Consider the following 25,297-nt stretch of genomic DNA (forward strand, 5'->3'; position numbering starts at 1 on the left):
GTCAGCGGGGCGCGCGGACACCGATCCGCTCGCCCCGCTTCCAGAGCCACTCCACCGGACCGAGCTCGAACCGGCGCAGCCACAGGTGCGCCGCGAGCACGACGACCGCCGCGATGAGCAGGAACGCTCCGACGGTCGCCGGGACGCGCCACTGCGCGGCGGTCACCGCCAGCCCGAGTCCCCAGCCGTAGAAGAGGGCGCCGCCGAGCAGGTTCTGCAGGAGGTAGGCGCTCAGGGCGACCCGGCCGACCTCCCGCGCCCGGCGTGCCGCCCAGCCCTCGGCGCCCCGGCGGAGGCAGGCCTCGGCGAGGGCCGCGAGCAGGCCGAGCCCGACCAGGGGCGCGACGAGGTAGCGCTCGGCGAGCAGACCGGCGGCGCTCCCGCCGACGCCCAGCGCGAGGTCGACGGGGAGGGCGAGGGCGCCGAGGACCATCATGCGACGGCGGAGTGACGCGCCCTCGGCAGCGAGGACCCCCGCCCGATGGAGGCGCGCGCCGAGGAGGAACATCGCGAGGCTGAGGAGCCCGATGAGCACCGGCTCCGCACGGAAGACGCCCGCGTTCTGCAGCCGGAAGAGGGCGAGGCCGAGGAACGACGCGTCCGCGTAGGGGCTCCGGCCGGTCGGCCCCTGTCCGGCACCGTCCGGGCTCGCCGCCACGAGCGCCACGAGCGTCGAGATCAGGACGACGTGCAGAGCGCCGCAGACGAGGATCACGCGGCGCTGCGTCGTCGGCCGGGTGAGCAGCAGCCAGGCGACGACCGCTCCGGTGACGGCGTATCCCATGAGGACGTCGAACTCCGCGATCAGCACGTAGTTGACCGCGCCGTCCAGGAGGAGGAGCGTCGCGCGCCAGAGGTAGCGGCCCGGCCAGCGCGTCCCGCGCCGGACCGCGGACGCGTGCTGGATCGCGAGGCCCACCCCGAAGGCGAGGGAGAGGAGGGCGAGGAACTTGCCCTGCGCCAGCGCCATCAGCAGGAGCTGCGCAGTCCCGGCGGAGGAGGAGGTCTCCGGCGTCACCGGGACGGAGAGCAGTCCGAGCATCCCCCAGGGGTGGGAGAAGATCCAGATGTTCGTGCCGAGGGTCCCGATGATCGCGACACCGCGGACGACGTCCAGGGTCGCGATGCGGCGGCCGGCTCCGGCACGGGGCGGCAATACGGTCGTATTGGTCACATCCGAGAGCGTAGCCTGCTCGAGCAGTCGAACGAGAGGGACGCCATGCCGGATCGGCGCGAGAGCAGGAGCGACATCCTCTCGGCGGTCGTCGCCGTCCTCTCGACCCGCGGGGCGGAGCACCTCAGCATCCGCACCGTCGCGGCCGAGGCCGGCGTCTCGGTGGGGGCCGTCCAGCACCACTTCCCGACGAAGCAGGCGTTGCTGGCCGGCGCGATGGCCCGGGTCGAGGAGCGCTTCCGCGAGCGGATGCGGAGCCGCCTGGAGGCCGAATCCTCGGCCGAGGTGCGGCTGCGCGTCTTCTGCGACGAGATCGCGTGCGTCGCGGACGAGGACGTGCCCGACGCGATCGTGTGGACCGCCTTCGCCTCCCGCGCCGGCACCGATCCGGAGATCCGCGCGATCCACACCGCCGGCTGGTCGCGAACGGAGGACGTCGTCCTGGAGCTGCTGCGCGCCGCGCATCCCGCGGCGTCGTTCGGCGCCGACGACGCGGCGCTTCTCCTCGCGGTCCTCGACGGCATCGCGGTCTCCCGCGCGGCCGAGCGGCCCGCCCGCCTCTCCCCCGCCCGCGCCCGCCGCCTGATCGGCACCGTCCTCGAGCAGCTCGCCGCCCGCTGACCCCCCGAGGTCCGAGCAGCCGTCCGCGCAGGAAGCCGGCTCCCGGCACGCCGCTCCGCGGCCACTCGACCAGCAGGGGCGGAGGACTCCCTCTCCCCGCAAGGTGGAGGGCGCGTCCGAGAATCGCGTGCCAGCGATTCGAGGCAGCCCGACGCGACCCGCTCTTGAGAACGCGCCCCGTCTGGAGGCCGACCGCGCTGAGCCGCGCAGGGAGCGGCTCAGAGTCGAGCACCGCGCGTGCCAGCGATTCGAGGCAGCCCGACGCGACCCGCTCTTGAGAACGCGCCCCGTCGGGAGGCCGACCGCGCTGAGCCGCGCAGGGAGCGGCTCAGAAACGGACTCAGCCCAGCGCCCGCTCGATCTTCTCCGTGATCTCGTTCTGGTCGAGGTAGTTGTCGATGACGACGACCTCGGCGAAGGTCCGGCCGATGCGGTCGACGAGCTCGCCGGAGGTGAGGATGACCTGCGCGTCGGCGGCGAGCGCGTCGACGGAGGCCAGGTCGGAGGCGATCACCTCGGCCTCGAGGTCGAGGGTCTCGAGGGCGCGCTCGGCGCCGAGCTTGAGGATGGCGGAGGTGCCGATTCCGGCGCCGCAGAGGGTGACGATCTTCATGCGCTTCTTCCGTGGTGCGGGTGGTGCGGGTGGTGCGGGGTGCTGTCGGTGAGGACGGCGTTGATGCTGCGGAGGGTGCGGGCGGCGGCGAGTGCACCGACCGCGTCCGGACGGCTGAGCACGTCGGCGAGCCCGGAGACGAAGCCGACGTGCCCGTGCGCCTGGGTGGCGGCGATCCCGATGACGACCGAGACCGGATCGTTGGTGCTGTGCCCGAAGGCGACGGGCTCGGCCAGCGTGACGACGGAGAGGCCGTCCGCGAGGACGTCGTTGCCGGGCCGGGCGTGCGCGAGGGCGAGCCCGGGTGCGATGACGATGTACGGCCCGAGCACGTCGACCTGCTCGACCATGCGCCGGGAGTAGGCGGCGTCGACCGCACCGGTCCGCTCGAGAGCACGGCCCGCCTCGAGGACGGCCTCCCGCCAGGATCCGGCGGAGTGGCGGAGGGCCACCGCCTCCTCGGGGAGCGCGTCGAGCGGCACCGTCAGGCCGCCTCGAAGCCGGCGCTGATCGTCTCGACGAGCTCGCGGCGCTCGTCGAGCGGCAGGAAGGCGGCGTGGGCCGCGTTGAGCTGGAAGGCCTCGAAGTCGTCGAGGTCGTACCCGAAAGCGTCCGACAGGAGGGCGAGCTCGCGGCTGAGGGTCGTCGCGCTCATCAGGCGGTTGTCGGTGTTCACCGTGACGCGGAAGCCCAGCTGGTAGAGCAGGTCGAAGGGGTGGTCGGCGAGCTCGGCACCCCACGCCGCGACGGCGCCGGTCTGCAGGTTGGAGGAGGGGCTGAGCTCGAGGGCGATCTCGCGGTCCTTCACCCACTCCGAGAGCTCGCCGAGGGTCACGTAGCTCGCGTCGTCGTCCTGGCGCTCGATGCGGATGTCCTCCGCGATCCGGACGCCGTGACCCAGGCGCAGCGCGCGGCCGTCGAGCAGGGCGGAGCGGATGCTGTCGAGGCCGTCCGCCTCCCCCGCGTGCACCGTGGTCGGGAAGTGCGCCGCCGCGAGCAGCTCGAAGGCGGGACGGTGCCTCGAGGCGGGGAAGCCCGCCTCGGCTCCGGCGATGTCGAAGCCGATCGCACCGCGCTCGCGGTGGCGCAGCGCCAGCTCGGCGACCTCGAGCGAGCGGTCCGCGTGCCGCATCGCGGTGATCAGCTGGCCGACGCGGATGCGGTGTCCCTGCGCCGCCGCCTCCTGCACGCCCTGCTGCAGCCCCTCCTGGACCGCCTCGACAGCCGCGTCGAGCGAGAGCCCGGCGCGCTGGTGCTGCTCCGGCGCCCAGCGCACCTCGCCGTGCACGACTCCGTCGGCGGCGAGGTCGAGCACGAACTCGCGGGCCACGCGCTCGAGCGCCGGCGCGGTCTGCATCACGGCGACCGTCGTCTCGAAGGTGGCGATGTAGTCGGTGAGGGAGCCGGAGTCGGCCGTGGCACGGAACCACTCGGCGAGCGCGTCCGGCTCCTCGGCCGGGAGCGGCACGCCCGTCTCGCGGGCGATCTCGAGGACCGTCCCGGGCCGCAGGCCTCCGTCGAGGTGGTCGTGCAGCGACACCTTGGGGAGCTCGTCGATGAGGACGCCCTCGCCCGGGAGGAGGTACTCCTCGGTCTGATCGGTCACGGTGCTCCTCGCAGGTAGGCGGTGGTTCGCCGACCACCCTAGAGGGTCGGCGGGAGCGGCTCGCCGGGCGGCGCCTCCTCCGTGCCGGGCGGCGCGGGGCTAGGAGACGCGCTCCGCCACGAGGGGGCCGCCGCCGAGCACCTCGTCGCCGTCGTCGCCGATCCGGTAGGCACCGTCGAGCGCCTCGAGCGCCCGGGCGAAGCGCTCCGGCTCGTCGGCCGACAGCGTGAGCAGGGGCTGGCCCGCGCGGACGCGGTCGCCCGGCTTCGCGTGCAGGTCGATCCCCGCCGCGTGCTGCACCGCGTCGGACTGTCGGGCGCGTCCGGCGCCCAGGCGCCAGGCGGCGATGCCGAACGGCAGCGCCTGCTGCTCCACCAGGACGCCGTCGCGCTCGGCGACCACGACGTGGGTCTCGCGGGCCTCGGGGAGCGCCGCATCCGGATCCCCTCCCTGAGCGCGGATGACCGCGCGCCAGGTGTCCATCGCCGCGCCGCCGTCGAGGGCGCGCTCGACGTCCGCGTCCGGCTGCCCGGCGAGGGCCAGCATCTCTCGGGCCAGGGCCAGCGTCAGCTCGCGGACGTCCGAGGGGCCGCCGCCGGCGAGCACCTCGACCGACTCCCGCACCTCGTTCGCGTTGCCGATGGCCAGACCGAGCGGCACGTTCATGTTGGTCAGCAGCGCGGTGGTCCGCACCCCCGCGTCATTGCCGAGGTCGACCATCGCCCGCGCCAGCTCCCGCGAGCGCTCGATGTCGACCATGAATGCCCCGGAGCCGAACTTCACGTCGAGCACCAGGGCGTCGGTCCCCTCGGCGATCTTCTTCGACATGATCGAGGACGCGATCAGCGGGATCGCCTCGACGGTCCCGGTGATGTCCCGGAGCGCGTAGAGCTTCTTGTCGGCGGGGGCCAGGCCCGAGCCCGCGGCGCAGATCACGCCGCCGACCGTCCGCAGCTGCTCCAGCATCTCCTCGTTGCCGAGGTCGGCCCGCCAGCCCGGGATCGACTCCAGCTTGTCGAGCGTTCCGCCCGTGTGGCCGAGCCCGCGTCCCGAGAGCTGGGGCACCGCCACGCCGAAGGAGGCGACCAGCGGCATCAGCGGCAGCGTGATCTTGTCGCCGACCCCGCCCGTGGAGTGCTTGTCGACCGTGCGCTTGCCGAGTCCGTCGAAGCGCATGCGCTCGCCGCTGGCGATCATGGCCAGGGTGAGGTCGCGGATCTCGTCGCGCTCCATCCCGTTCAGCAGGACCGCCATCGCGAAGGCCGCCATCTGCTCGTCGGCGACGTAGCCGCGGGTGTAGGCGTCGATCAGCCAGTCGATCTGCGCGGTCGAGAGCGTGCCGCGGTCGCGCTTGGTGCGGATGATGTCGACGGCGTCGAAGTCCTCGACGGGGGTGGTACGGGTCATGCGGAGTCCTCGGTTCGGGAGTGGGAGCGGTGACGGCGGCGCTAGGAGGCGGCGTAGGCCTCGAGCGTGCGCGGGCCGAACGCGTCGGGGATGACCTCGTCGATCGTCTTCACGCCCGACACGGTCTGGAGGAGCATGCCCTCGGCCGAGTGCTCGAAGAGCAGCTGGCGGCAGCGCCCGCAGGGCATCAGGACGCCGCCCTTCCCGTCGACGCAGGTGAAGGCGACGAGCCGGCCGCCGCCCGTCATGTGCAGCGAGGACACCAGCGCGCACTCGGCGCAGAGCGTGAGCCCGTAGGAGGCGTTCTCGACGTTGCAGCCCGAGATCGTCCGGCCGTCGTCCACGAGCGCGGCGACCCCGACGGGGAACTTCGAGTACGGGACGTAGGCGTGGCTCATGGCCTCGAGGGCGGCCTCGCGCAGCGCCTCCCAGTCGATGTCGGTCACGACGGCTCCTCTCAGGACTTCAGGTACGGCTTGCCGGCGGCGGCCGGTCCGCGGGACTGGCCGACGAGACCGGCCACCGCGAAGATCGTCACGACGTACGGCAGCATCAGCATGAACTCGCTGGGCACGGGCGAGCCGATGACGCCGAGCACGTTCTGCAGGTTGGTCGCGAAGCCGAACAGCAGCGACGCGAGCGTCGCCTTGATCGGGTCCCAGCGGCCGAAGATGACGGCGGCCAGGGCGATGAAGCCCGCACCCGCGGTCATCTCCTTGCCGAACGCGCCGACCGCGTCGAGCGTGTAGTACGCGCCGCCGACTCCGGCGATCGCCCCGGCGAGGGAGACGTTCCAGAAGCGCGTGCGGGCGACATCGATGCCCACGGTGTCCGCGGCCTGCGGGTGCTCGCCCACTGCGCGCAGGCGGAGGCCCCACTTGGTCTTGAACAGGCCCCACCACACCGCGAAGATCGCGAAGTACATCAGGTAGACGATCACCGTCTGGTTGAACAGGACGGCGCCCACGATCGGCACCTGGCTGAGCACCGGGATCGGGAGGCGGTCGAACTTCACCGGCGAGTTGAACGTCGACGCGTCGGCGGAGAGGACCTGGGAGTAGAGGAAGCTCGTCAGGCCGGTCACCAGCACGTTCAGCACGACTCCGACGATCACCTGGTCGACCAGGTACTTGATCGCGAAGGCGGCCAGCACGAACGACACCAGGACGCTCGCGACCATCGCCGCGAGCAGGCCGAGCACCGGCTGGCGGGTGAGGGAGCCGACCATCGCCGCGGTGAAGGCGCCGGCGAGCAGCTGCCCCTCGATCGCGACGTTGACGACTCCGACCCGCTCCGAGATGACGCCGCCGAGCGAGCCGAAGATCAGCGGAGTGGCGAGCCCGACGGTCCCGAGCAGCAGCCCCGAGACGGGCAGCGCGGCACCGGCCGACGCCCAGACGAGGAACCCGATCAGGAAGACCAGGGCGAAGACCGCCGAGAGCCAGAGCGGGATCCGGCGGCCGGCGCGGGTGAGCCCGGCCGACGCGACGGCCAGGGCGACCAGGAGGATCGCGACGACCACGCCCGTCCCCCGCGTCGGGAACGGGATGTCCGGCAGCGCGAAGAAGTCGGTCCCCGCGGCGAGGCGGAACGAGCTCGTCCCGTCGCGGCCGAGGGCCACGAAGAGGACGACGGCGAGCAGCGCGAAGACGCCGAACGCGATCGGCGCCTTCCAGCTGCGGATCACGACGCGGTCGGGGGCGGTGGCGACGGCGGTGCTCATGCGGACACCTCCGAGGTGCGGCGGGTGCGGCGCTTCGGGGCGGCCCCGGGCGTCGGGAGGCGGAAGATCGCGCGCACCAGCGGCGGTGCGGCGATGAAGAGGACGATCAGCGACTGGACGACGAGGACCACGTCGATCGGCACGCCCTCGGCGGCCTGCATCGAGTAGCCGCCCGCCTTGAAGGCGCCGAAGAGGATGCCGGCGAAGAACACGCCCCAGGGTCGGGAGCGGCCCAGCAGCGCGACCGTGATCGCGTCGAAGCCGATGCCCGCGTCGATCCCGGAGGTGAATCCGGTCGTGACCGTCCCCATCACCTGGGCGCTGCCGGCGAGGCCGAGCAGGCCGCCGGAGAGCAGCATCGCGGACACGTAGCTGTTCTTCACGTCGATGCCCGCGACCCGTGCCGCGTGCGGGTTCTCCCCCACCGCGCGGAACTTGAAGCCGATCGTCGAGCGGTTCAGGAGCCACCAGACGAACACGGTCGCGAGGACCGCGAAGACGAAGCCGAGCGTGAGCGAGTATCCGGGGCCGAGGAGCGCCGGGAAGACCGCGGTCTCCTTCATCCCGGGCGACTTCGGGTTGTTCGAGCCGGGCGCCTGCAGGGCGCCGGGCGTCCGCAGGAGGTAGGAGATCAGGTAGAACGCGACGTAGTTGAGCATGATCGTGAGGATCACCTCGTGCGCGCCGGTGCGGGCCTTGAGCAGTCCCACGAGTCCGCCCCAGAGCGCGCCGCCCAGGATGCCGGCGGCGAGCGCGACGATCAGGTGCACGCCCCACGGGAGGTCGAAGGAGAAGCCGACCCAGCCCGCGCAGGCGGCGGCGATCAGCATCTGGCCGCGGCCGCCGATGTTGAACAGGCCGACGCGGAAGGCCAGCGCCACTCCGAGCCCGCCGGCGATCAGCGGGGTCGCGAAGGCCAGGGTGTCCGTCAGCGGCTTGATGCCGTTGGCGAAGCCCTCGCGGCGGAAGTTGTAGACCGAGCCCTGGAAGAGCGAGGAGTAGGCACCGGAGACGGACTGCCAGATCGCCTGCAGGGTGTCGAGCGGCCGGGCGAAGAAGTAGCCCGACGCCGCCTGGACGTCCTTGTCGGTCGCGGCGATCAGCACGCCGCCCGCGATGAGGGAGAGCAGCACGGCGAGCACCGACATCAGCGCGGTGCCGGAGAGGATCTCGCGCAGGACGCGGGAGGCGCCGCTCTCGAGCGGGCCGGTGCGCACCTCCTGATCCGGCTTCTGGCCGGGCTCGAGCCCGGACGCCTTCTCGGTCTCCGCGTCGGGATCGACCGCGGGCAGTTGCGCGTCGCTCACGCCGCCGCTCCCTTCTCGGCGGGCGTCTGCCCGGCCATCATGAGCCCCAGGACCTCGCGGGGCGTGTCGGCCGGGACGATGCCGATGATCCCGCCCTTGTACATGACCGCGATGCGGTCGGCGAGCGCCGCGACCTCGTCGAGCTCGGTCGACACCACGATCACGGGGACCCCGGTGTCGCGCGTCTCGACGATGCGCTTGTGGACGAACTCGATGGAGCCGACGTCGATGCCGCGGGTGGGCTGCGCCGCGATGAACAGCCGCAGCTCCCGGCTGAGCTCGCGCGCGAGCACCACCTTCTGCTGGTTGCCTCCGGAGAGGCGGCCGACGTGGGTGCCGATCCCCTGGGCGCGCACGTCGAACTCGCGCACCCGCTCCTCGGCGAAGCGCTCGAGCTCCTTCAGCCGCAGGCCCAGTCCCTTCACGAACGGACCGCGGTCGCTGCGGTCGAGCATGAGGTTCTCGGCGATCGTGAACTCGGCGACCAGACCGTCCTCGGTGCGGTCCTCGGGGACGAAGCCGACCCCCGACTCGAGGACGCGGCGCACGGACAGCCCGTCGAGGCGGCGCCCGTCCAGGGTCACCGAGCCCTCGACCCGCTCCTGCAGGCCCATGATCGCCTCGGTGAGCTCGGTCTGGCCGTTGCCCTGCACGCCCGCGATCGCGAGGATCTCGCCGCGGCGGACCTCGAAGGAGACGTCGTCGACGACGGCCTGGCCGTTGGCGTCGCGCACGGTAAGGTTCGAGACGACGAGGGCCTCGTCGCCCGGCACCGCCTGCTCCTTCTGCACCGTCAGCTCGACGGCGCGTCCCACCATCAGCGAGGCGAGCTCGGCGTTGCTCGCGGTCGGCGACGCCTCCCCCACGACTCTGCCGAGGCGGATGACCGTGATGCGGTCTCCGACCTCGCGCACCTCGCGGAGCTTGTGCGTGATGAAGACGATGGCGGTCCCGGCCGCACGCAGCTGGCGCATGATCGCGATGAGCTCGTCGGTCTCCTGCGGAGTCAGCACCGCGGTCGGCTCGTCGAACACGAGCACCCGGGCGTCGCGGGAGAGGGCCTTGATGATCTCGACCCGCTGCTGCACGCCGACGGGGAGGTCCTCGACCAGGGCGTCGGGATCCACGTCGAAGCCGAAGCGGTCCGAGATCTCGCGCACCCGGGCGCGCGCGGCGGCGAGGTCCAGGCGCCCGCCGGCTTTCGTCTCCTCGTGGCCCAGCATGACGTTCTCGGCGACGGTGAACACGGGGACGAGCATGAAGTGCTGGTGGACCATCCCGATGCCCGCCTTCATGGCGTCACCCGGACCGGAGAAGTGCTGGACCGCGTCGTCCAGCAGGATCTCCCCCTCCTCGGCCTGGTACAGGCCGTAGAGCACGTTCATGAGCGTCGACTTGCCCGCGCCGTTCTCGCCGAGGAGGCAGTGGATCTCACCGGGTTCGACGGTGAGATCGATGTGGTCGTTGGCCACGAGCGCGCCGAAGCGCTTCGTGATGCCACGCAGTTCGAGCTTCATGGGACCAATCTAACTTTCGGTTCGCGCCACGATGCGCCGTCGGCCGGGATCGAGGGACGCAGCGGAGCCGATCGGCCCGCCGGACCGACGAAGAGGCCGGCGGGCCCGAGGTGTGCTCGGGCCCGCCGGCCTCTTCGAGGAAGCGGCTAGGACGCCGCGGGAGCGGACGGGGAGGTGACGGTGATGGAGCCGTCGATGATGCCCGCCTTGATGGTGTCGAGCTCGCCCTGCAGGTCGCCCGAGACCTTCGACTCGAAGTCGTGGAACGGCGCGATGCCGACTCCGTCGTTCTCGAGGGTGCCCACGAAGGGAGTGGGGTCGAAGTCGTCGGCTCCGGCGGAGCTGGTGACGTCGGTCGTGCCGGCCTCGATGCCCTTGAGGATCGAGGTCAGGTACAGGTCGGCGCCGTCGGGGTAGGTCTCGTACAGGTCCGCGTCCACGCCGACCATCGCGATGTCCTTGCCGGAGTCGCGGATCGCCTCGATCGCCGACTGGAAGATCGGACCGCCGACGGGGAGGATGACGTCCGCGTTCTGGTCGATCAGCGACTGCGCGGCCGACTTGGCCTCGACGCCCGCCGCGAAGCCGCCGGTGAAGGAGCCGGTCTGCGCGTCGACGTCCCAGCCGACGACCTTGACGTCCTTCCCCTTCTGCTCGTTGTAGTACTTCACGCCGTCGGCGTAGCCGTCCATGAAGATCGTGACGGTCGGGAACTGCTGGCCGCCGTAGGTGCCGACGACGCCGGTCTTGGAGTACGACGCGGCCGTGTAGCCGGCGAGGAACGCCGCCTGCGAGGTGTCGAAGGTGATCGGCTTGACGTTCGGCAGGTCGATCGACGCGTCGTCGATGATCGCGAAGTCGATGTCCGTGTTCGCTTCGGCCGCGGCCGACGTGGCCTCCGCCAGCGCGAAGCCGACGGTGATGATCAGGTTGCAGCCCTGGTCGACGAGGCTGGTCAGGTTCGGGGCGTAGTCCGTCTCGGACTCCGAGGTGACGGTCTTCGGCGTGACACCGAGGTCCTCCGAGGCCTTCACGAGGCCGTTGTAGCCGAGCTCGTTGAACGACTTGTCGTCGAACCCGCCCGCGTCGGAGACCATGCAGGGCAGGAAGTCGCCACCGGCGGCGGCGCTGGAGCCGCTCTCCTCGGGGGCGGAGGCGCAACCGGCGAGAAGCGCGGTGACGCCGAGGGCGGCGAGACCGCCGAACGTGGCCTTACGCGAGGTGATAGTCAAGATGTCGTCCTCCAGGAATGCGGCCCCGCGCGACGAGCGCAACAGGGCGTCGATTCCCACACGTTACCCAATGTGACAAGCCGCTCAGCCGCCCGGACGGTAGACCTCAGGAAGCGTTACACAGTGTTGATCTTCGCGACATGCGGAGCGTGTCGCGGGGCGGTCGGCTGTGCTCGATTCCGAGCCGCGGAGCGGCTCGGCGCGGTCGGCTGGGCTCGATTCCGAGCCGCGGAGCGGCTCGGCGCGGTCGGCTTCGCGACGGGTGCGTTCCGCAGAGCGGGTCGCGTCGGGCTGGCCTGAATCGCTTGGCACGCGATTCCGGCTCGCGGCCCTCTCCCCTGCTGCCGGACGTCGAGAGTGCTCGTGGGAGCTCCGCGCTGCGCGCGGTCGGGCACGGACGGGTGCTTCCACGGTGGTCGAGTTGCCGCGCGAGCGGAGACCCGCCCGCCAGCACCGAACGGGACGGCCGAGGCCCTCACCGAGGGCGGTCGAGTGGCCGCGCGAACGGCGGATCGGGACCTCCGCACGCGCAAGAGGCGAGGGGCGGAACGGCGAAGCGCGGCGCCTCCGGGGGGAGGGCCGCGCTTCGACGGGTGGGACGGAGGGCTAGAGGACGTCGGTGCGGCCGGAGAGGCGCAGGGCGTCGACGACGCCCTTGACCTTCTGGGCGTTCTCGGTCGTGGTCACCAGGAGCGCATCGGGGGTATCCACGACGACGATGTCCTTCACTCCGATGAGGGCGATGGTGCGGTTGCCGCCGCTGACGACGATGCCCGTCGCGGAGTCGGCCAGCACGCGGGCGTCCTCGCCGAGGATGGCGAGGTCCGAGCGGAGCCCGCTCGAGTGCAGCTTCGCGATGGACGCGAAGTCGCCCACGTCGTCCCAGGAGAAGTGGCCCGGCACGACGGCCAGCTTGCCCGCGGCCGCGGCCGGCTCGGCGACGGAGTAGTCGATCGCGATCTTCTCCAGGCCCGGCCAGATGCGGTCGACGACCGCGCCGCGCTCCGGGGTGTCCCACGCGGCGGCGAGCTCGAGCAGTCCGGCGAGCAGCTTCGGCTTGGCGCGGCCGAGCTCCTCGAGGAGGCGGTCGGCGCGGGCGATGAACATGCCCGCGTTCCAGAGGTACTGACCACTGGAGAGATAGGCGCGCGCGGTGTCGGCGTCGGGCTTCTCGACGAAGGAGTCGACGGCGAGCGTGTGCGTCGCCCCGTCGATCCCGAGGTGCTTCCCCGTGCGGATGTAGCCGAAGCCCACGGCAGGCTCGGTCGGCGTGATGCCGATGGTCGCGATGTAGCCCGCGTCCGCCGCGACGACGGCCTCGGCGACCGCGTCGTGGAACAGCTGCTGACCGCTGATGACATGGTCGGCGGCGAACGAGCCGATGATCACGCCCGGCTGGCGGCGCTCGAGGATGGCGGCGGCCAGGCCGATCGCGGCGGACGAGTCGCGCGGCTCGCTCTCGAGGACGACGTTGAGGTCCTCGAGGCTCTCGAGCTGCTCCTCGACGGCGGCGCGGTGCGCGCGCCCGGTCACGACCATGATCCGGTCGGCGCCCGAGATGGGCGCGAGGCGGTCCCAGGTGTCGCGGAGGAGGGTCTGTCCCGATCCCGTCAGATCGTGCAGGAACTTCGGGGCGTCGGCCCGGGAGAGCGGCCACAGCCTCGAGCCGATCCCGCCGGCGGGGATCACGCTGTAGAAGCGGTCGAGCGGGGCGCGGCCATCGGTCTCAGGTGATGTCATGTCCGCAGGATACAAGGGAGCCCGAGCGCGACCGTCCGTTCACCCGGGCGCGCGCCGCCGTTCATCCCGCCGCCGTAGCGTCCGGGGCGTGAGAGTCGCGGTCGTCACCGAGAGCTTCCTGCCGTCGTTGAACGGCGTGACCACGAGCGTCCTGCGGGTGCTCGACGAGTTCGCGGAGCGCGGGATCGAGGCGCTCGTCGTCTGCCCGGCCGCGGGGGCGCCGGGCCATTACGCGGGCCACCGCGTCGTGGAGCACCCGGCGATCGCCTACCGCGACTTCCCGGTCGGGATCCCCACGCTCGCCCTCACCCGGGAGCTGGCCGACTTCGAGCCCGACGTGGTGCACGTCGCCTCGCCCTTCCTCCTCGGCGCCCGCGCCATCGCCTCGGCCGGCCGGCTCGGGGTGCCGAGTGTCGCGATCTACCAGACGGACGTCGCGCGATTCGCGGCCCGCTACGGCATCCGCGGCGCCCGCGCCCTCGCCTGGCGGGTGATCCGCCAGATCCACGCCGGGGCGGACCTGACCCTCGCCCCCTCCACCAGCGCCCTCGACGACCTCGCCGCCGCCGGCATCGAGCGCACCGCGCTGTGGGGCCGCGGCGTGCAGAGCGAGCGCTTCCACCCGCGCCGCCGCTCCTCCCCCTACGCGCAGGCCGTCCGAGCCGGACTCGGCGCCGATGATGCGCTCGTCGGCTACATCGGGCGCCTCTCCCCCGAGAAGAGGGTGGAGCGGATGGCGGCACTCGCCTCCCTCCCGCACGCGGAGCTGGTCGTGGGCGGCTACGGCCCCTCCTCCGCCCGGGTCGCCGCCGCCCTCGGCCCGGCGGCGCGGATGCTCGGCCGGCTCGACGGCGACCGGCTGCCGGCGGTCTTCGCCGCGCTCGACGTCTTCGTGCACACCGGCACGGAGGAGACGTTCGGCCAGACGGTCCAGGAGGCGCAGGCGTCCGGCACCGCCGTGGTCGCGCCGCACGCGGGCGGCCCCACCGACCTCATCGAGCACGGCGTGGACGGCCTGCTCTACGCGCCCGAGAGCGACTCGGACCTGCGCCGGCAGGTGGAGCGCCTGGTCCGCGATCCCGCACTGCGCGCCCGGCTCGGCGAGGCGGGCCGCCGCCGCGTGCTCCACCGCACCTGGAGCGCGCTCACCGACGAGCTCCTCGCGCACTACGCGACCGCGGGGGCGCCCGCCCTCGCCCTGCCCCGCAGCTAAGGCTCGCCTAAGCCGCGCCCGCCTGCGAGCGCGCTTAGAATCGGAGGGCGAGTTTCTCGTCGCTCCCCGCCCCGTCCCCGTCCACGCGACGTGGGAACAGGTCAGGCCGTCGGAGCACAACCAGGGAGGGTTGTTCGTGTCAGTTCAAGCTGCTCAAACCCTCGCACCCCGGAAGCAGGGGAAGATCCGGCGTCCGGCCGGCACCCTCTACCGCGGTCGCGAAGGCATGTGGTCGTGGGTGCTCCACCGGATCACCGGTGTCGCCATCTTCTTCTTCCTCCTCGTCCACGTCCTCGACTCCGCTCTCATCGCCGTGAGCCCCGAGGCGTACAACGCGGTCATCGGGACGTACAAGAACCCGATCATGGGACTCGGCGAGACCGGGCTCGTGGGCGCCATCGCGTTCCACGCGCTGAACGGCCTGCGGATCATCCTGGTCGACTTCTGGAGCTGGGCGACCCGCAATCAGCGCGTCCTCTTCTGGGTCGTCATGGGCCTCTGGGTCGTGCTGATGCTCGGCTTCGCGCCGCGCCACCTGATCAACGTCTTCAGCGAGGGGGGTGCGCATTGAGCACCGTCGCCGCACCGCGGACCCCGCACACCCCGACCCGCTCCTCCGGCACCAACTGGGAGAAGTGGGGCTGGATCTACATGCGCGCCTCCGGCGTCGTGCTGATCGTCCTGATCTTCGGGCACCTCATCTACAACCTGCTGCTGGGCGACGGCATCAAGGCCATCGACTTCGGCTTCGTCGGCGGCAAACTGGCGAACCCGTTCTGGCAGTGGTGGGACGTCCTCATGCTGTGGCTCGCGCTGATCCACGGCGGCAACGGCATGCGCACGCTGGTCAACGACTACGCGACCTCGCCCCTGCTGGCCAAGGCCTTCAAGGGCGGCATCCTCGTCGCCGTCGTCGCGCTGATCGCGCTCGGCACCTGGGTCGTCTTCGCGTTCGACCCGTGCCCCGCCGGCACCGCCGCGGACCTGCTGCCCTCCTTCTGCGCAGCGTGACCACGGTGCCGCGGATCGGAGAGGGGCCCGCGCCCCTCCCGGTCCGCGGCATCACGTCCCGGCACCTCCCCCTCCCATCCCCGTACGACGGAGCACCCACCCCGTGAGCACACCAGGCCACTCCCACACCGGCGCCGACCAGAGCGCCTTCGCGCAGACCATCGGACCCGACGGCGTCCACTACCACCAGTTCGACGTCGTCATCGTCGGCGCCGGCGGTGCCGGGATGCGCGCGGCCATCGAGGCCGGCCCCAAGGCGAGGACGGCCGTGATCTCGAAGCTGTACCCGACCCGCTCCCACACCGGAGCGGCGCAGGGCGGCATGGCCGCCGCCCTCGCGAACGTCGAGGAGGACAGCTGGGAGTGGCACACCTTCGACACCGTCAAGGGCGGCGACTACCTCGTCGACCAGGACGCGGCCGAGATCCTCGCGAAGGAGGCCATCGACGCGGTCATCGACCTCGAGAACATGGGCCTGCCCTTCAACCGCACCGAGGAGGGCAAGATCGACCAGCGCCGCTTCGGCGGCCACACCCGCGACCACGGCAAGGCGCCCGTCCGCCGGGCCTGCTACGCGGCCGACCGCACCGGCCACATGATCCTGCAGACGCTGTTCCAGAACTGCGTCCGGCTCGGCATCAACTTCTACAACGAGTTCTACGTCCTCGACCTGGTGATGACCGAGGTCGACGGAGTGGCCAAGCCCTCCGGCGTCGTCGCCTACGAGCTGGCCACGGGCGAGCTGCACGTCTTCCAGGCGAAGGCGATCATCTTCGCGACCGGCGGCTTCGGCAAGATCTACAAGACCACCTCCAACGCGCACACCCTCACCGGCGACGGCGTCGGCATCATCTGGCGCAAGGGCCTCCCCCTGGAGGACATGGAGTTCTTCCAGTTCCACCCGACCGGCCTCGCCGGCCTCGGCATCCTCCTCACCGAGGGAGCGCGAGGAGAGGGTGCGATCCTCCGCAACGCCTCGGGCGAGCGCTTCATGGAGCGCTACGCCCCCACCATCAAGGACCTCGCGCCGCGCGACATCGTCGCCCGCTGCATGGTCCAGGAGGTGGCGGAGGGCCGCGGCGCCGGACCGCACAAGGACTACGTGCTGCTGGACTGCACCCACCTGGGAGCCGAGGTCCTCGAGACCAAGCTCCCCGACATCACCGAGTTCGCCCGCACCTACCTGGGCGTCGACCCCGTCGTCGAGCCGGTCCCCGTCATGCCGACCGCGCACTACGCGATGGGCGGCATCCCGACCAACGTCAAGGCCGAGGTGCTCTCGGACAACACGACCGTCGTCCCCGGCCTCTACGCCGCCGGCGAGTGCGCGTGCGTCTCGGTGCACGGCTCCAACCGCCTCGGCACCAACTCCCTCCTCGACATCAACGTCTTCGGCAAGCGCAGCGGCAACAACGCCGCCGACTACGCCAAGACGGTCGACTTCACCCCCCTGCCCGCCGACCCGGCCGGCGCGATCCGCGACATGCTCGCCTCGCTCCGCTCCGCGACCGGCACCGAGCGGATCGCCTCGATCCGCAAGGAGCTGCAGGACGAGATGGACAAGAACGCCCAGGTGTTCCGCACCGACGAGTCCCTCGAGGCCGTCACCGGGACCATCCAGCGCCTGCGCGACCGGTTCCGCAACATCTCGGTGCAGGACAAGGGCAAGCGCTTCAACACCGACCTCCTCGAGGCCGTCGAGCTGGGCTTCCTGCTCGACCTCGCCGAGGTCGTCGTCTACTCGGCGCGCAACCGCAAGGAGAGCCGCGGCGGCCACATGCGCGACGACTTCCCGAAGCGCGACGACGAGAACTACATGCAGCACACGATGGCGTACCTCTCCGGTGACGCCCACTCCTCCGACGCCGGTGACCACATCCGGCTCGACTGGAAGCCCGTCGTGATCACCCGGTACCAGCCGATGGAGAGGAAGTACTAGCCATGTCGACCGCTACCCTCGAGCAGCCGCCCGCCGCCCCCGCGGCCCCGGAGGCGTTCACCGTCACGTTCATCATCCGCCGCTTCGACCCCGAGGTGGACGCCGAGCCGCGCTGGCAGGACTTCGACGTCGAGATGTACTCGACCGACCGCGTCCTCGACGCCCTGCACCGCATCAAGTGGGACCAGGACGGATCGCTGACCTTCCGCCGCTCGTGCGCGCACGGCATCTGCGGATCCGACGCGATGCGGATCAACGGCCGCAACCGCCTGGCCTGCAAGACGCTGATCAAGGATCTCGACATCTCGCAGCCGATCTACATCGAGGCGATCAAGGGGCTGCCCCTCGAGAAGGACCTCGTCGTCGACATGGAGCCGTTCTTCGCCTCCTACCGCGAGGTGCAGCCGTTCCTGGTCGCCAACACCCCGGCACCCAAGGGCAAGGAGCGCGTGCAGTCGGTCGCCGACCGCGCCCGCTTCGACGACACCACGAAGTGCATCCTCTGCGCCGCGTGCACGTCGTCCTGCCCCGTGTTCTGGACCGACGGGCAGTACTTCGGCCCCGCGGCGATCGTGAACGCCCACCGCTTCATCTTCGACTCGCGCGACGACGCCGGTGGAGCGCGCCTGGACATCCTCAACGACAAGGAGGGCGTGTGGCGCTGCCGCACGACCTTCAACTGCACGGAGGCGTGCCCGCGCGGCATCCAGATCACGCAGGCGATCGCCGAGGTGAAGCAGGCCGTCATCCGCGGCCGCGCCTGATCCTCCCCCTCGCGAACGCGTCCGGCCCGCCGGGATCCTCGGATCCGGCGGGCCGGACGCGTTCCAGCGTGCAGGCGGGCGCGTGCACGGGAGCGCCGCGAGGCCTCAGTACGCTGGAGGAATGACCGAGGCGGCCGACACTCCCCGCGGGATCCCGGGCCTGTTCGAGCGGGTCATGCGGACGCGGCCGGTGCGGGTGATGCTCCACTACTCCGAGACCGGCGGGCCCCTCTTCGCCTCCGGACTCGCCTTCCAGGCCCTGTTCGCGGTCTTCGCGGCGCTCTTCGTCTTCTTCGCCGTCTTCGGCTTCTGGGTGCGCGACGACTCGGTGCTGCGCGACTCCCTCCTCGATCTGGTGACCCGCTCCGTCCCCGGCCTGATCGGCGGGAAGAACGCGCTCGTGTCGGTGGACGACCTGCTCGACTCGTCGATCCTCGGCTGGACGGGTGCGATCGCGGCCGCCGGCCTGCTCTGGACGGCGCTGAACTTCCTGGGGAGCCTGCGCCAGGCGGTCCGGCTGCTCTTCTCGCTCCCCGGACCCACGACCCTCTTCGTCCTGCTCAAGCTCAAGGACGCGGGGCTCGCCCTGGTCTTCGGGGCGGTGCTGCTGGTCTCGGCGGGTCTCTCCGTGTTCTCGACCTCGCTGGTGGACGTGGCGTTCGGCTTCCTCGGGATCGGCAGCGAGTCGATGCCGGCCCGTCTCGCCGGCAGCGCGGTCGGCCTGCTGATCATGCTCGCCCTGGACACGGGCACGCTCGCCGGCTCCTTCCGCATCCTCTCGGGCATCTCGATCCCCTGGAAGAACCTCTGGGCGGGGTCGCTGCTCGGCGGGATCGCGCTCGGCGCGCTCAAGGTCCTCGGGACGCAGCTGCTGGGCGGCGCCTCCCGCAATCCGCTGCTCGCCTCGTTCGCGGTCCTCATCGGTCTGCTGATCTGGTTCAACCTCGTCTGCCAGGTGATCCTGATCGCCGCGTCGTGGATCTCCGTCGGGATGAGCGACGCCGGGATCTCGGCGCGCAAGCTCACGCCGGAGGAGCGCGAGAAGGAGCGGGAGGAGCAGCTGCGCACCGCCCGCCGCACCCTCGCCGAGGCCGAGCGCGAGCGGCTTCGCGCCGCGCTGCCGGAGGCGTCCCTCCTCAAACGACGGCGCCTGGAGCGCCAGCTCGCGCAGCTCGAGGAGGAGCTCGAGCAGCTCGCCGCCTGACCCGGCGGACTACTTCGCGTCCCTCCCGGCGTCGCCGCGCCCGATTCCGCCTGCCGAGTCTGTCCGTTTCTGTTGACTTTCCTCCCGAACGGGTCTAAAAAGAGGTAAACGCAGATCCGAGGTCGGCAACGACACCGCGGATCCGGCGCACCACCCACGGCGAGACGACGGAGTCCACATGTACGCACCGGAGCGGCACCAGGCGATCCTGGACCGCGCCCGCACCGACGGGCGCGTCGAGGTCCGCGACCTCGCCCTCTCCCTCGCCGTGACGCCGGAGACGATCCGCCGCGATCTCACCAGCCTCGAGAAGCGGGGCCTGCTGCGCCGTGCGCACGGCGGAGCCATCCCCGTCGAGCGGCTGGGCATCGAGCCCGAGGTCGCCGCCCGCGAGGGACACCTCGCCGGCGAGAAGGACCGCATCGCCACCGCGGCCCTCGCCGAGGTGCCCGACGGCGGCTCGATCGCCATCGATGCCGGCACCACCACGGTGCGGCTGGCGGAGCTGCTCCCCCTGGACCGCCGGCTGACGGTCGTCACCCACTCCCTCCCCGTCGCGATGGCGCTCGTCGGCCGGCCCAACATCGACCTCCACCTCATCGGCGGGCACCTGCGCGGAGTCACGCAGGCCGCCGTCGGGCCGTGGGCCGCCCAGGCCCTCTCCACGGTCTCGGTGGACGTCGCCTTCATCGGCACGAACGGCCTCAGCCTCGAGCGCGGGCTCACCACCCCCGATCTCGACGAGGCCGTCGTCAAGTCCGCGATCATCGCCTCCGCGCGCCGGGTCGTGGTCCTCGCCGACCACTCGAAGTTCGGCCGGCAGGACTTCGGGCACGTCGCTCCGCTGTCCGCGGTCGACACCGTCATCACCGACGCCGATGTCGACGACGAGCTCGCCGACGACATCGAGTCGGCCGGCCCGGAGGTCGTCCGCGCATGATCGTCACCGTCACCGCCAACCCGAGCGTCGACGTCACCCTCTCCACGAGCGGCTTCGCCGTCGGCGAGGTCAACCGCGCGCACGACGTGCGGCGCGACCCGGCCGGCAAGGGCGTCAACGTCGCCCGTGCCCTCGCCCGCAACGGCGTCGAGGCGACCGCGGTCTACCCGGCCGACGCCTCCACCGGCCTCGACCTGTCCACGATGCTCCGGGCCGCCGGAGTCCGCTCGGCCAGTGCGGCGATCGCCCACCCGATCCGCACCAACATCACCGTGGTCGACGACAAGACGGGCCGCACCACCAAGATCAACGAGCCCGGCCCCGCCGTCACGGAGGAGGAGGCCCACGCCCTCTCCGAGCTGATCGGCGAGCACGTCTCGGCCTCGCCCCGCTGGCTCGTCGCCTGCGGCAGCGTCCCCCCGGGACTGGGAGCGGACTTCTACCCCGCGCTCGGCCGCCTCGCCCTGCACTTCGGCGTCCCCCTCGCCGTCGACACCTCGGGAGCCCCCCTGACCGCGATCATCGCGGCCGGCACCGCCACCCTGGTGAAGCCCAACCTCGAGGAGCTCGAAGAGCTCCTCGGCCGCTCCCTGACGACGGTCGGAGACGTCGTCGCCGGAGCCCGTGAACTCCTGCAGCTGCCCGACGCGCGAGCGCTCGTCAGCCTCGGAGAGCACGGCGCCCTCCTCGTCACGACGCACGCGTCGTGGTGGGCGGGCGCCCCCGCCGTCGTGCCTCTCAGCACCGTCGGCGCCGGCGACAGCACGCTCGCCGGCTACCTCTCGGCCGTCGACGCCACGGAGGCGGAGCGCCTCGCGACAGCAGTCGCGTGGGGTACCGCCGCCGTCCAGCTCCCGGGCAGCGAAGCCCCGGGTCCCGACTCCCTCCGCCTCGACGACGTCTCCGTCGTCGAGAACCCCGACCCCACCCTCCCGATTGGAGAACTGAGCGCATGACTGCTCTCACCGAGGCGTCGACGGTCATCGTCGACCTCACCGCCGCCACGAAGGACGAGGCCACCGCGCAGCTCGCGAAGACGCTCGCCGACGCCGGCCGCGTCACCGACCTCGACGGCTTCCTCGCCGACGTCCGCGACCGCGAGTCGCAGATGGCGACCGGGATGCCCGGCGGCATCGGGATCCCCCACGCCCGCTCCTCCCACGTCGTCTCGCCCAGCGTGGCGGTCGGCATCGCGAAGCAGGGCGTCGACTTCGGCGCCCCCGACGGCCCGGCCGACCTGATCTTCCTGATCGCGGCTCCGGACGGCGCCGACCAGGCGCACCTCAAGATCCTCGCCCAGCTCGCCCGCAAGCTGATCCACGAGTCCTTCACCGGTTCCCTCCGCGCCGCCGCCAGCGGCCAGGAGGTCGCGGACATCATCGCCCGAGAGGTCGTCGTCTCATGAGGATCGTCGCCGTCACGAGCTGCATCGCGGGCATCGCGCACACCTACATGGCGGCCGAGGCCCTCGAGCAGGCCGCGAAGAAGAAGGGGTACGAGATCCAGGTCGAGACCCAGGGCGCCGCGGGGTCCGATCCCATGTCGGACCGGACCATCGCCGACGCCGACGTCGTGATCCTCGCCGCCGACCTCGAGGTCCGCGGCAAGGAGCGCTTCGCCGGGAAGCCCACCCTCGAGGTGGGCACGTCGGAGGCGCTCGCGAAGGCGGCCGACGTCATCGACCGCGCCGTCGCGAAGGTGCAGGACACGCCCGCCGCGAGCCCCGCCTCCGGCCCGCGCTTCGTCGCCGTGACCAGCTGCATCGCGGGCATCGCCCACACCTACATGGCCGCGGAGGCGCTCGAGCAGGCCGCGAAGAAGCGCGGCTACCCGATCCGCGTCGAGACCCAGGGCGCGGCCGGCTCGGACGAGATGACCGCGGCCGACATCGCCGCCGCGGACGTCGTCATCCTCGCCGCCGACCTCGAGGTCCGCGGCAAGGACCGCTTCGCCGGCAAGCCGATCCTCCAGGTGGGCGTCGCCGAGGCCCTCTCCAAGCCGGATGAGGTCCTCGACCGGGCTCTGGCCCTCCGCGGCTCCGGCTCCGCCGCGTCCGCCCCCGCCCGCTCGACTCCGGCCGCGGCCCCCGCCGCGCCGAAGAAGGTCGGCGTCGGCACGCGCATCCGCCAGAACCTGATGACCGGCGTCTCCTACATGATCCCGTTCGTCGCGGCGGGCGGTCTGCTGATCGCGCTGTCGTTCCTGTTCGGCGGCTACCGGATCGTCGACTTCACGGCCCAGCAGATCATCGACGACGGCTTCAACGTGGCGAACATCACCGACTGGGCCGGAGTGATGTTCCTCATCGGAAGCGCGACCTTCGCGTTCCTGGTGCCGGTGCTCTCGGGCTTCATCGCCTTCGGCATCGCCGACCGTCCCGGCATCGCGCCGGGCTTCCTCGGCGGCGCGGTCGCGGTCACCGTCGGCGCGGGCTTCCTGGGCGGCCTCGCCTCCGGCTTCATCGCCGGCTACGCGGCCCTCTACATCTCGCGGATCAAGCTCCCAGCGGCGTTCAAGTCGCTGATGCCCGTCGTGATCATCCCCCTGATCGCCACCTTCATCACCGGCTTCCTGATGTTCGTGGTGCTCGGAGCGCCGCTCCGCGCACTGAGCGAGGGCCTGTCGTCCTGGCTCTCGGGCCTCTCGGGCGGCAACCTGATCATCCTGGGGATCATCCTCGGCCTCATGATGGCGTTCGACATGGGCGGTCCGGTCAACAAGGTGGCCTACGCCTTCGCGACCACCGGCCTCGCCTCCGTCCCCGCCGACGGCGACCCGAACTCCGTGCAGTTCAAGGTGATGGCGATCGTCATGGCCGCCGGCATGACCCCGCCGCTGGGTCTGGCCCTGGCCACGACGCTCCGCAAGCGCCTGTTCACCGACGCCGAGCGCCAGAACGGCAAGGCCGCCTACCTGCTGGGCGCGTCCTTCATCTCGGAGGGTGCCATCCCGTTCGCCGCGGTCGACCCGCTGCGCGTGATCCCGTCCGCCATGGTCGGCTCGGCCGTCACGGGTGCGCTCGTCGCGCTCTTCGGCTCCACCCTCCGCGCCCCGCACGGCGGCGTCTGGGTCACCGGGCTCGTCGGGCAGCCGATCCTCTACCTGGTCGCCATCCTGGTGGGCATGGTCGTCACGGCCGTCTGCGTGATCATCGCGAAGAGCATCAAGCGCGCCCCGGTGGTCGCCGAGGTGCCCGAGCCCGCCACCGCGCAGGCCGTCCCCGCCTGATCCCCTCCGACCGACCGTCCTGAGCGGTCCCGCCGGCGGTCGCCTCCGCGCTCCTCCCCCTCTCCGAGGGAGTGGCGCGAGGCGGCTGCCGGCTTCCGCGTTCCGGGGTGCGAGCGCGGCCGGGCGGCCCGCTCCGCGGCTCCGAATAGACTGCTCCGGTGACTCGCAGCACCCTCCGCATCGCCTCCGTCAACGTGAACGGCGTCCGCGCCGCCTACCGCAAGGGGATGGGCGACTGGCTCGCCGCCCGCGACGTCGACGTCCTGGCCCTGCAGGAGGTCCGCGCCTCCACGGACGACCTCACGGGGCTCCTCGGGGACGAGTGGGACGTGCTGCACGACGAGGCGACCGCCAAGGGGCGCGCCGGAGTCGCTCTCGCCTCACGCAGGCGCGCCACGATCCACCGCGTGACGTTCGGCGCCGACGACTTCGACTCGGCAGGACGCTGGCTCGAGGCCGACTACGAGGTCGGCGGCCGCTCGCTCACCGTCGTCTCCACCTACGTCCACTCCGGCGAGGTCGGCACCCCCAAGCAGGTCGAGAAGTACCGCTTCCTCGACGCGATGGAAGCGCGCCTGCCCGAGATCCGGGCGCACAGCGAGCTCGCCGTGGTGATGGGCGACCTCAACGTCGGCCACCGCACGCTCGACATCAAGAACTGGAAGGGCAACGTCAAGAAGGCAGGCTTCCTCCCGGAGGAGCGCGCCTACGTCGACCGCTTCGTCGGCGCCGAGGGCGACCCGGACTACAACGCCGGTGCCGGACTGGGCTGGGTCGACCTCGGCCGCCGGTTCGCGGGCGAGGTGCCCGGACCGTACACGTGGTGGTCCCAGCGCGGCCAGGCCTTCGACACCGACACCGGCTGGCGCCTCGACTACCAGCTCGCCACGCCCGCGCTCGCCGACCTCGCCCGAAGCTACGAGGTCGACCGCGCCGCCTCCTACGACACCCGCTGGTCCGACCACTCCCCCGTGGTCGTCGACTACGAGCTCTGACCCTCTCCCCCGCGAACCGACCCCTCGAGGCCACCCATGACTCCCAGCACCCCGGGCGCCAAGCCCGTCATCTTCTCCGGCATGCAGCCCTCCTCCGGGTCGCTGCACCTCGGCAACTACATCGGCGCGCTGACCCAGTGGGTCGCGATGCAGGAGGACTTCGACGCCTACTTCTGCGTCGTCGACCTGCACGCGATCACGGTCCCGCAGGATCCGCAGCAGCTCCGCGAGCGCACCCGCGCGACCGCCGCGCAGTACATCGCCGCGGGCATCGACCCCGCGCGCTCGACCCTCTTCATCCAGTCCCACGTGCCCGCTCACGCCGAGCTCGCCTGGGTCCTCAACACCCTGACCGGCTTCGGCGAGGCCAGCCGGATGACGCAGTTCAAGGACAAGTCGGCGAAGCAGGGTGCTGAGGCCGCCTCGGTGGGTTTGTTCACCTACCCGATCCTGATGGCGGCCGACATCCTGCTGTACCAGACGGACGCGGTGCCGGTCGGCGAGGACCAGCGCCAGCACCTGGAGCTCACCCGCGATCTCGCCGCACGCTTCAACTCGCGCTTCGGTGAGACCTTCGCCGTGCCGGAGCCCCACATCGTGCGCGAGACCGCGAAGATCTTCGACCTGCAGAACCCCGGCGCCAAGATGTCGAAGTCGGCGGAGTCGGACGCGGGCCTGCTCAGCGTGCTCGACGAGCCGAAGGCGACCGCGAAGAAGATCATGCGCGCCGTGACGGACACCGAGTCGGAGGTGCGCTTCGACCGGGCGGCGAAGCCCGGCGTCTCGAACCTGCTGACGATCTACTCGGTCCTCGCCGACCGCTCCGTCGAGTCGCTGGAGCAGGAGTACGCGGGCCGCGGCTACGGGGACCTCAAGAAGGGCCTCGTCGAGGTGGTCGCCGCCACCTTCGACCCGATCCGAGCGCGGACCGCGGAGCTGCTCGCCGACCCGGCCGAGCTCGACCGGGTCCTCTCCCTCGCCGCCGACCGCGCGTCCGAGACTGCGGAGCGCACGCTCGCCGCCGTCTACGACTCCGTCGGCCTCCTCCGCCGCGTCCGCTGAG

The 25,297-nt window shown here is 71.7% G+C and carries 24 protein-coding genes; 13 read left to right on the top strand and 11 right to left on the bottom strand.

Features of this window, described 5'->3' with window-relative positions:
* Nucleotide 1 precedes the first annotated feature (1 nt).
* The gene (locus C5B93_RS01710; RefSeq protein WP_258062817.1) at nucleotides 2-1,174 is read right to left on the bottom strand and encodes a DUF418 domain-containing protein; all 1,173 of its coding nucleotides are present in this window, start codon (nucleotides 1,172-1,174) and stop codon (nucleotides 2-4) included.
* Between the two features lie 45 nt (nucleotides 1,175-1,219).
* On the opposite strand from C5B93_RS01710, the gene C5B93_RS01715 reads away from it, so the two are divergent.
* Nucleotides 1,220-1,795 carry a TetR/AcrR family transcriptional regulator gene (locus C5B93_RS01715; RefSeq protein ID WP_104266838.1) on the top strand — a complete coding sequence of 192 codons (576 nt, stop codon included), beginning with the start codon at nucleotides 1,220-1,222 and terminating at the stop codon, nucleotides 1,793-1,795.
* 340 nt (nucleotides 1,796-2,135) lie between these two features.
* On the opposite strand, the gene C5B93_RS01720 is transcribed toward C5B93_RS01715, so the two are convergent.
* The 10 genes from C5B93_RS01720 to C5B93_RS01765 form a co-directional block, all read right to left on the bottom strand.
* Nucleotides 2,136-2,408 (bottom strand): PTS sugar transporter subunit IIB, encoded by a 273-nt coding sequence (locus C5B93_RS01720; RefSeq protein ID WP_104226416.1) that lies wholly within the window; start codon nucleotides 2,406-2,408, stop codon nucleotides 2,136-2,138.
* On the bottom strand, nucleotides 2,405-2,890 hold the full coding sequence (locus C5B93_RS01725) for a PTS sugar transporter subunit IIA (protein ID WP_104291612.1): 486 nt from the start codon (nucleotides 2,888-2,890) through the stop codon (nucleotides 2,405-2,407). The genes C5B93_RS01720 and C5B93_RS01725 overlap by 4 nt, the downstream gene beginning before the upstream one ends.
* A gap of 2 nt (nucleotides 2,891-2,892) precedes the next feature.
* On the bottom strand, nucleotides 2,893-4,014 hold the full coding sequence (locus tag C5B93_RS01730; RefSeq protein ID WP_104249478.1) for an adenosine deaminase: 1,122 nt from the start codon (nucleotides 4,012-4,014) through the stop codon (nucleotides 2,893-2,895).
* Between the two features lie 99 nt (nucleotides 4,015-4,113).
* The gene (locus tag C5B93_RS01735) at nucleotides 4,114-5,421 is read right to left on the bottom strand and encodes a thymidine phosphorylase (protein WP_104263199.1); all 1,308 of its coding nucleotides are present in this window, start codon (nucleotides 5,419-5,421) and stop codon (nucleotides 4,114-4,116) included.
* A 41-nt stretch (nucleotides 5,422-5,462) separates the two neighbouring features.
* Nucleotides 5,463-5,867, bottom strand: coding sequence for a cytidine deaminase (locus tag C5B93_RS01740; RefSeq protein ID WP_104223180.1), 405 nt, complete (start codon nucleotides 5,865-5,867; stop codon nucleotides 5,463-5,465).
* Nucleotides 5,868-5,878: 11 nt separating this feature from the next.
* Nucleotides 5,879-7,144, bottom strand: coding sequence for an ABC transporter permease (locus tag C5B93_RS01745; protein WP_104223181.1), 1,266 nt, complete (start codon nucleotides 7,142-7,144; stop codon nucleotides 5,879-5,881).
* Complete coding sequence (locus C5B93_RS01750; protein ID WP_219814009.1) at nucleotides 7,141-8,451, bottom strand: ABC transporter permease; 1,311 nt, start codon at nucleotides 8,449-8,451, stop codon at nucleotides 7,141-7,143. The genes C5B93_RS01745 and C5B93_RS01750 overlap by 4 nt, the downstream gene beginning before the upstream one ends.
* Entirely contained in the window at nucleotides 8,448-9,968 is a 1,521-nt protein-coding gene (locus tag C5B93_RS01755; protein WP_104223182.1) for an ABC transporter ATP-binding protein, read from the bottom strand. Before C5B93_RS01755 ends, C5B93_RS01750 begins: the two co-directional genes overlap by 4 nt.
* A gap of 146 nt (nucleotides 9,969-10,114) precedes the next feature.
* Nucleotides 10,115-11,200 (bottom strand): BMP family protein, encoded by a 1,086-nt coding sequence (locus tag C5B93_RS01760; RefSeq protein ID WP_104291613.1) that lies wholly within the window; start codon nucleotides 11,198-11,200, stop codon nucleotides 10,115-10,117.
* A gap of 606 nt (nucleotides 11,201-11,806) precedes the next feature.
* Nucleotides 11,807-12,940, bottom strand: a complete 1,134-nt coding sequence (locus C5B93_RS01765; protein WP_104223184.1) for a mannose-1-phosphate guanylyltransferase — start codon at nucleotides 12,938-12,940, stop codon at nucleotides 11,807-11,809.
* 88 nt (nucleotides 12,941-13,028) lie between these two features.
* Between C5B93_RS01765 and C5B93_RS01770 the strand changes: the two genes are divergently transcribed.
* From C5B93_RS01770 to trpS, 12 genes are all read left to right on the top strand, one after another.
* Nucleotides 13,029-14,153, top strand: coding sequence for a glycosyltransferase family 1 protein (locus C5B93_RS01770; protein ID WP_181065415.1), 1,125 nt, complete (start codon nucleotides 13,029-13,031; stop codon nucleotides 14,151-14,153).
* Between the two features lie 136 nt (nucleotides 14,154-14,289).
* Nucleotides 14,290-14,724, top strand: coding sequence for a succinate dehydrogenase, cytochrome b556 subunit (gene sdhC, locus C5B93_RS01775; RefSeq protein ID WP_374952907.1), 435 nt, complete (start codon nucleotides 14,290-14,292; stop codon nucleotides 14,722-14,724).
* Nucleotides 14,721-15,164 carry a succinate dehydrogenase hydrophobic membrane anchor subunit gene (locus C5B93_RS01780; RefSeq protein WP_104223187.1) on the top strand — a complete coding sequence of 148 codons (444 nt, stop codon included), beginning with the start codon at nucleotides 14,721-14,723 and terminating at the stop codon, nucleotides 15,162-15,164. The genes sdhC and C5B93_RS01780 overlap by 4 nt, the downstream gene beginning before the upstream one ends.
* 160 nt (nucleotides 15,165-15,324) lie before the next feature.
* Nucleotides 15,325-17,103: a succinate dehydrogenase flavoprotein subunit gene (gene sdhA / locus C5B93_RS01785; RefSeq protein ID WP_104261603.1), complete on the top strand. Its 1,779-nt coding sequence runs from the start codon at nucleotides 15,325-15,327 to the stop codon at nucleotides 17,101-17,103.
* Between the two features lie 2 nt (nucleotides 17,104-17,105).
* Nucleotides 17,106-17,867 carry a succinate dehydrogenase iron-sulfur subunit gene (locus C5B93_RS01790; protein ID WP_068254543.1) on the top strand — a complete coding sequence of 254 codons (762 nt, stop codon included), beginning with the start codon at nucleotides 17,106-17,108 and terminating at the stop codon, nucleotides 17,865-17,867.
* Between the two features lie 121 nt (nucleotides 17,868-17,988).
* Nucleotides 17,989-19,071: a YhjD/YihY/BrkB family envelope integrity protein gene (locus C5B93_RS01795; protein ID WP_104223189.1), complete on the top strand. Its 1,083-nt coding sequence runs from the start codon at nucleotides 17,989-17,991 to the stop codon at nucleotides 19,069-19,071.
* Nucleotides 19,072-19,249: 178 nt separating this feature from the next.
* Nucleotides 19,250-20,011: a DeoR/GlpR family DNA-binding transcription regulator gene (locus C5B93_RS01800; protein WP_104226423.1), complete on the top strand. Its 762-nt coding sequence runs from the start codon at nucleotides 19,250-19,252 to the stop codon at nucleotides 20,009-20,011.
* On the top strand, nucleotides 20,008-20,967 hold the full coding sequence (locus C5B93_RS01805) for a 1-phosphofructokinase family hexose kinase (protein ID WP_104291614.1): 960 nt from the start codon (nucleotides 20,008-20,010) through the stop codon (nucleotides 20,965-20,967). Before C5B93_RS01800 ends, C5B93_RS01805 begins: the two co-directional genes overlap by 4 nt.
* Nucleotides 20,964-21,416 carry a PTS sugar transporter subunit IIA gene (locus tag C5B93_RS01810; protein ID WP_097166616.1) on the top strand — a complete coding sequence of 151 codons (453 nt, stop codon included), beginning with the start codon at nucleotides 20,964-20,966 and terminating at the stop codon, nucleotides 21,414-21,416. Before C5B93_RS01805 ends, C5B93_RS01810 begins: the two co-directional genes overlap by 4 nt.
* Nucleotides 21,413-23,239 (top strand): PTS fructose-like transporter subunit IIB, encoded by a 1,827-nt coding sequence (locus tag C5B93_RS01815; RefSeq protein WP_104291615.1) that lies wholly within the window; start codon nucleotides 21,413-21,415, stop codon nucleotides 23,237-23,239. Before C5B93_RS01810 ends, C5B93_RS01815 begins: the two co-directional genes overlap by 4 nt.
* Before the next feature lie 158 nt (nucleotides 23,240-23,397).
* The gene (locus tag C5B93_RS01820) at nucleotides 23,398-24,234 is read left to right on the top strand and encodes an exodeoxyribonuclease III (protein WP_104263197.1); all 837 of its coding nucleotides are present in this window, start codon (nucleotides 23,398-23,400) and stop codon (nucleotides 24,232-24,234) included.
* Between the two features lie 36 nt (nucleotides 24,235-24,270).
* Complete coding sequence (gene trpS, locus C5B93_RS01825) at nucleotides 24,271-25,296, top strand: tryptophan--tRNA ligase (RefSeq protein ID WP_104232840.1); 1,026 nt, start codon at nucleotides 24,271-24,273, stop codon at nucleotides 25,294-25,296.
* Nucleotide 25,297: the final 1 nt, after the last annotated feature.

The organism is Rathayibacter sp. AY1A2, assembly GCF_002930935.1.
Lineage (GTDB): Bacteria > Actinomycetota > Actinomycetes > Actinomycetales > Microbacteriaceae > Rathayibacter.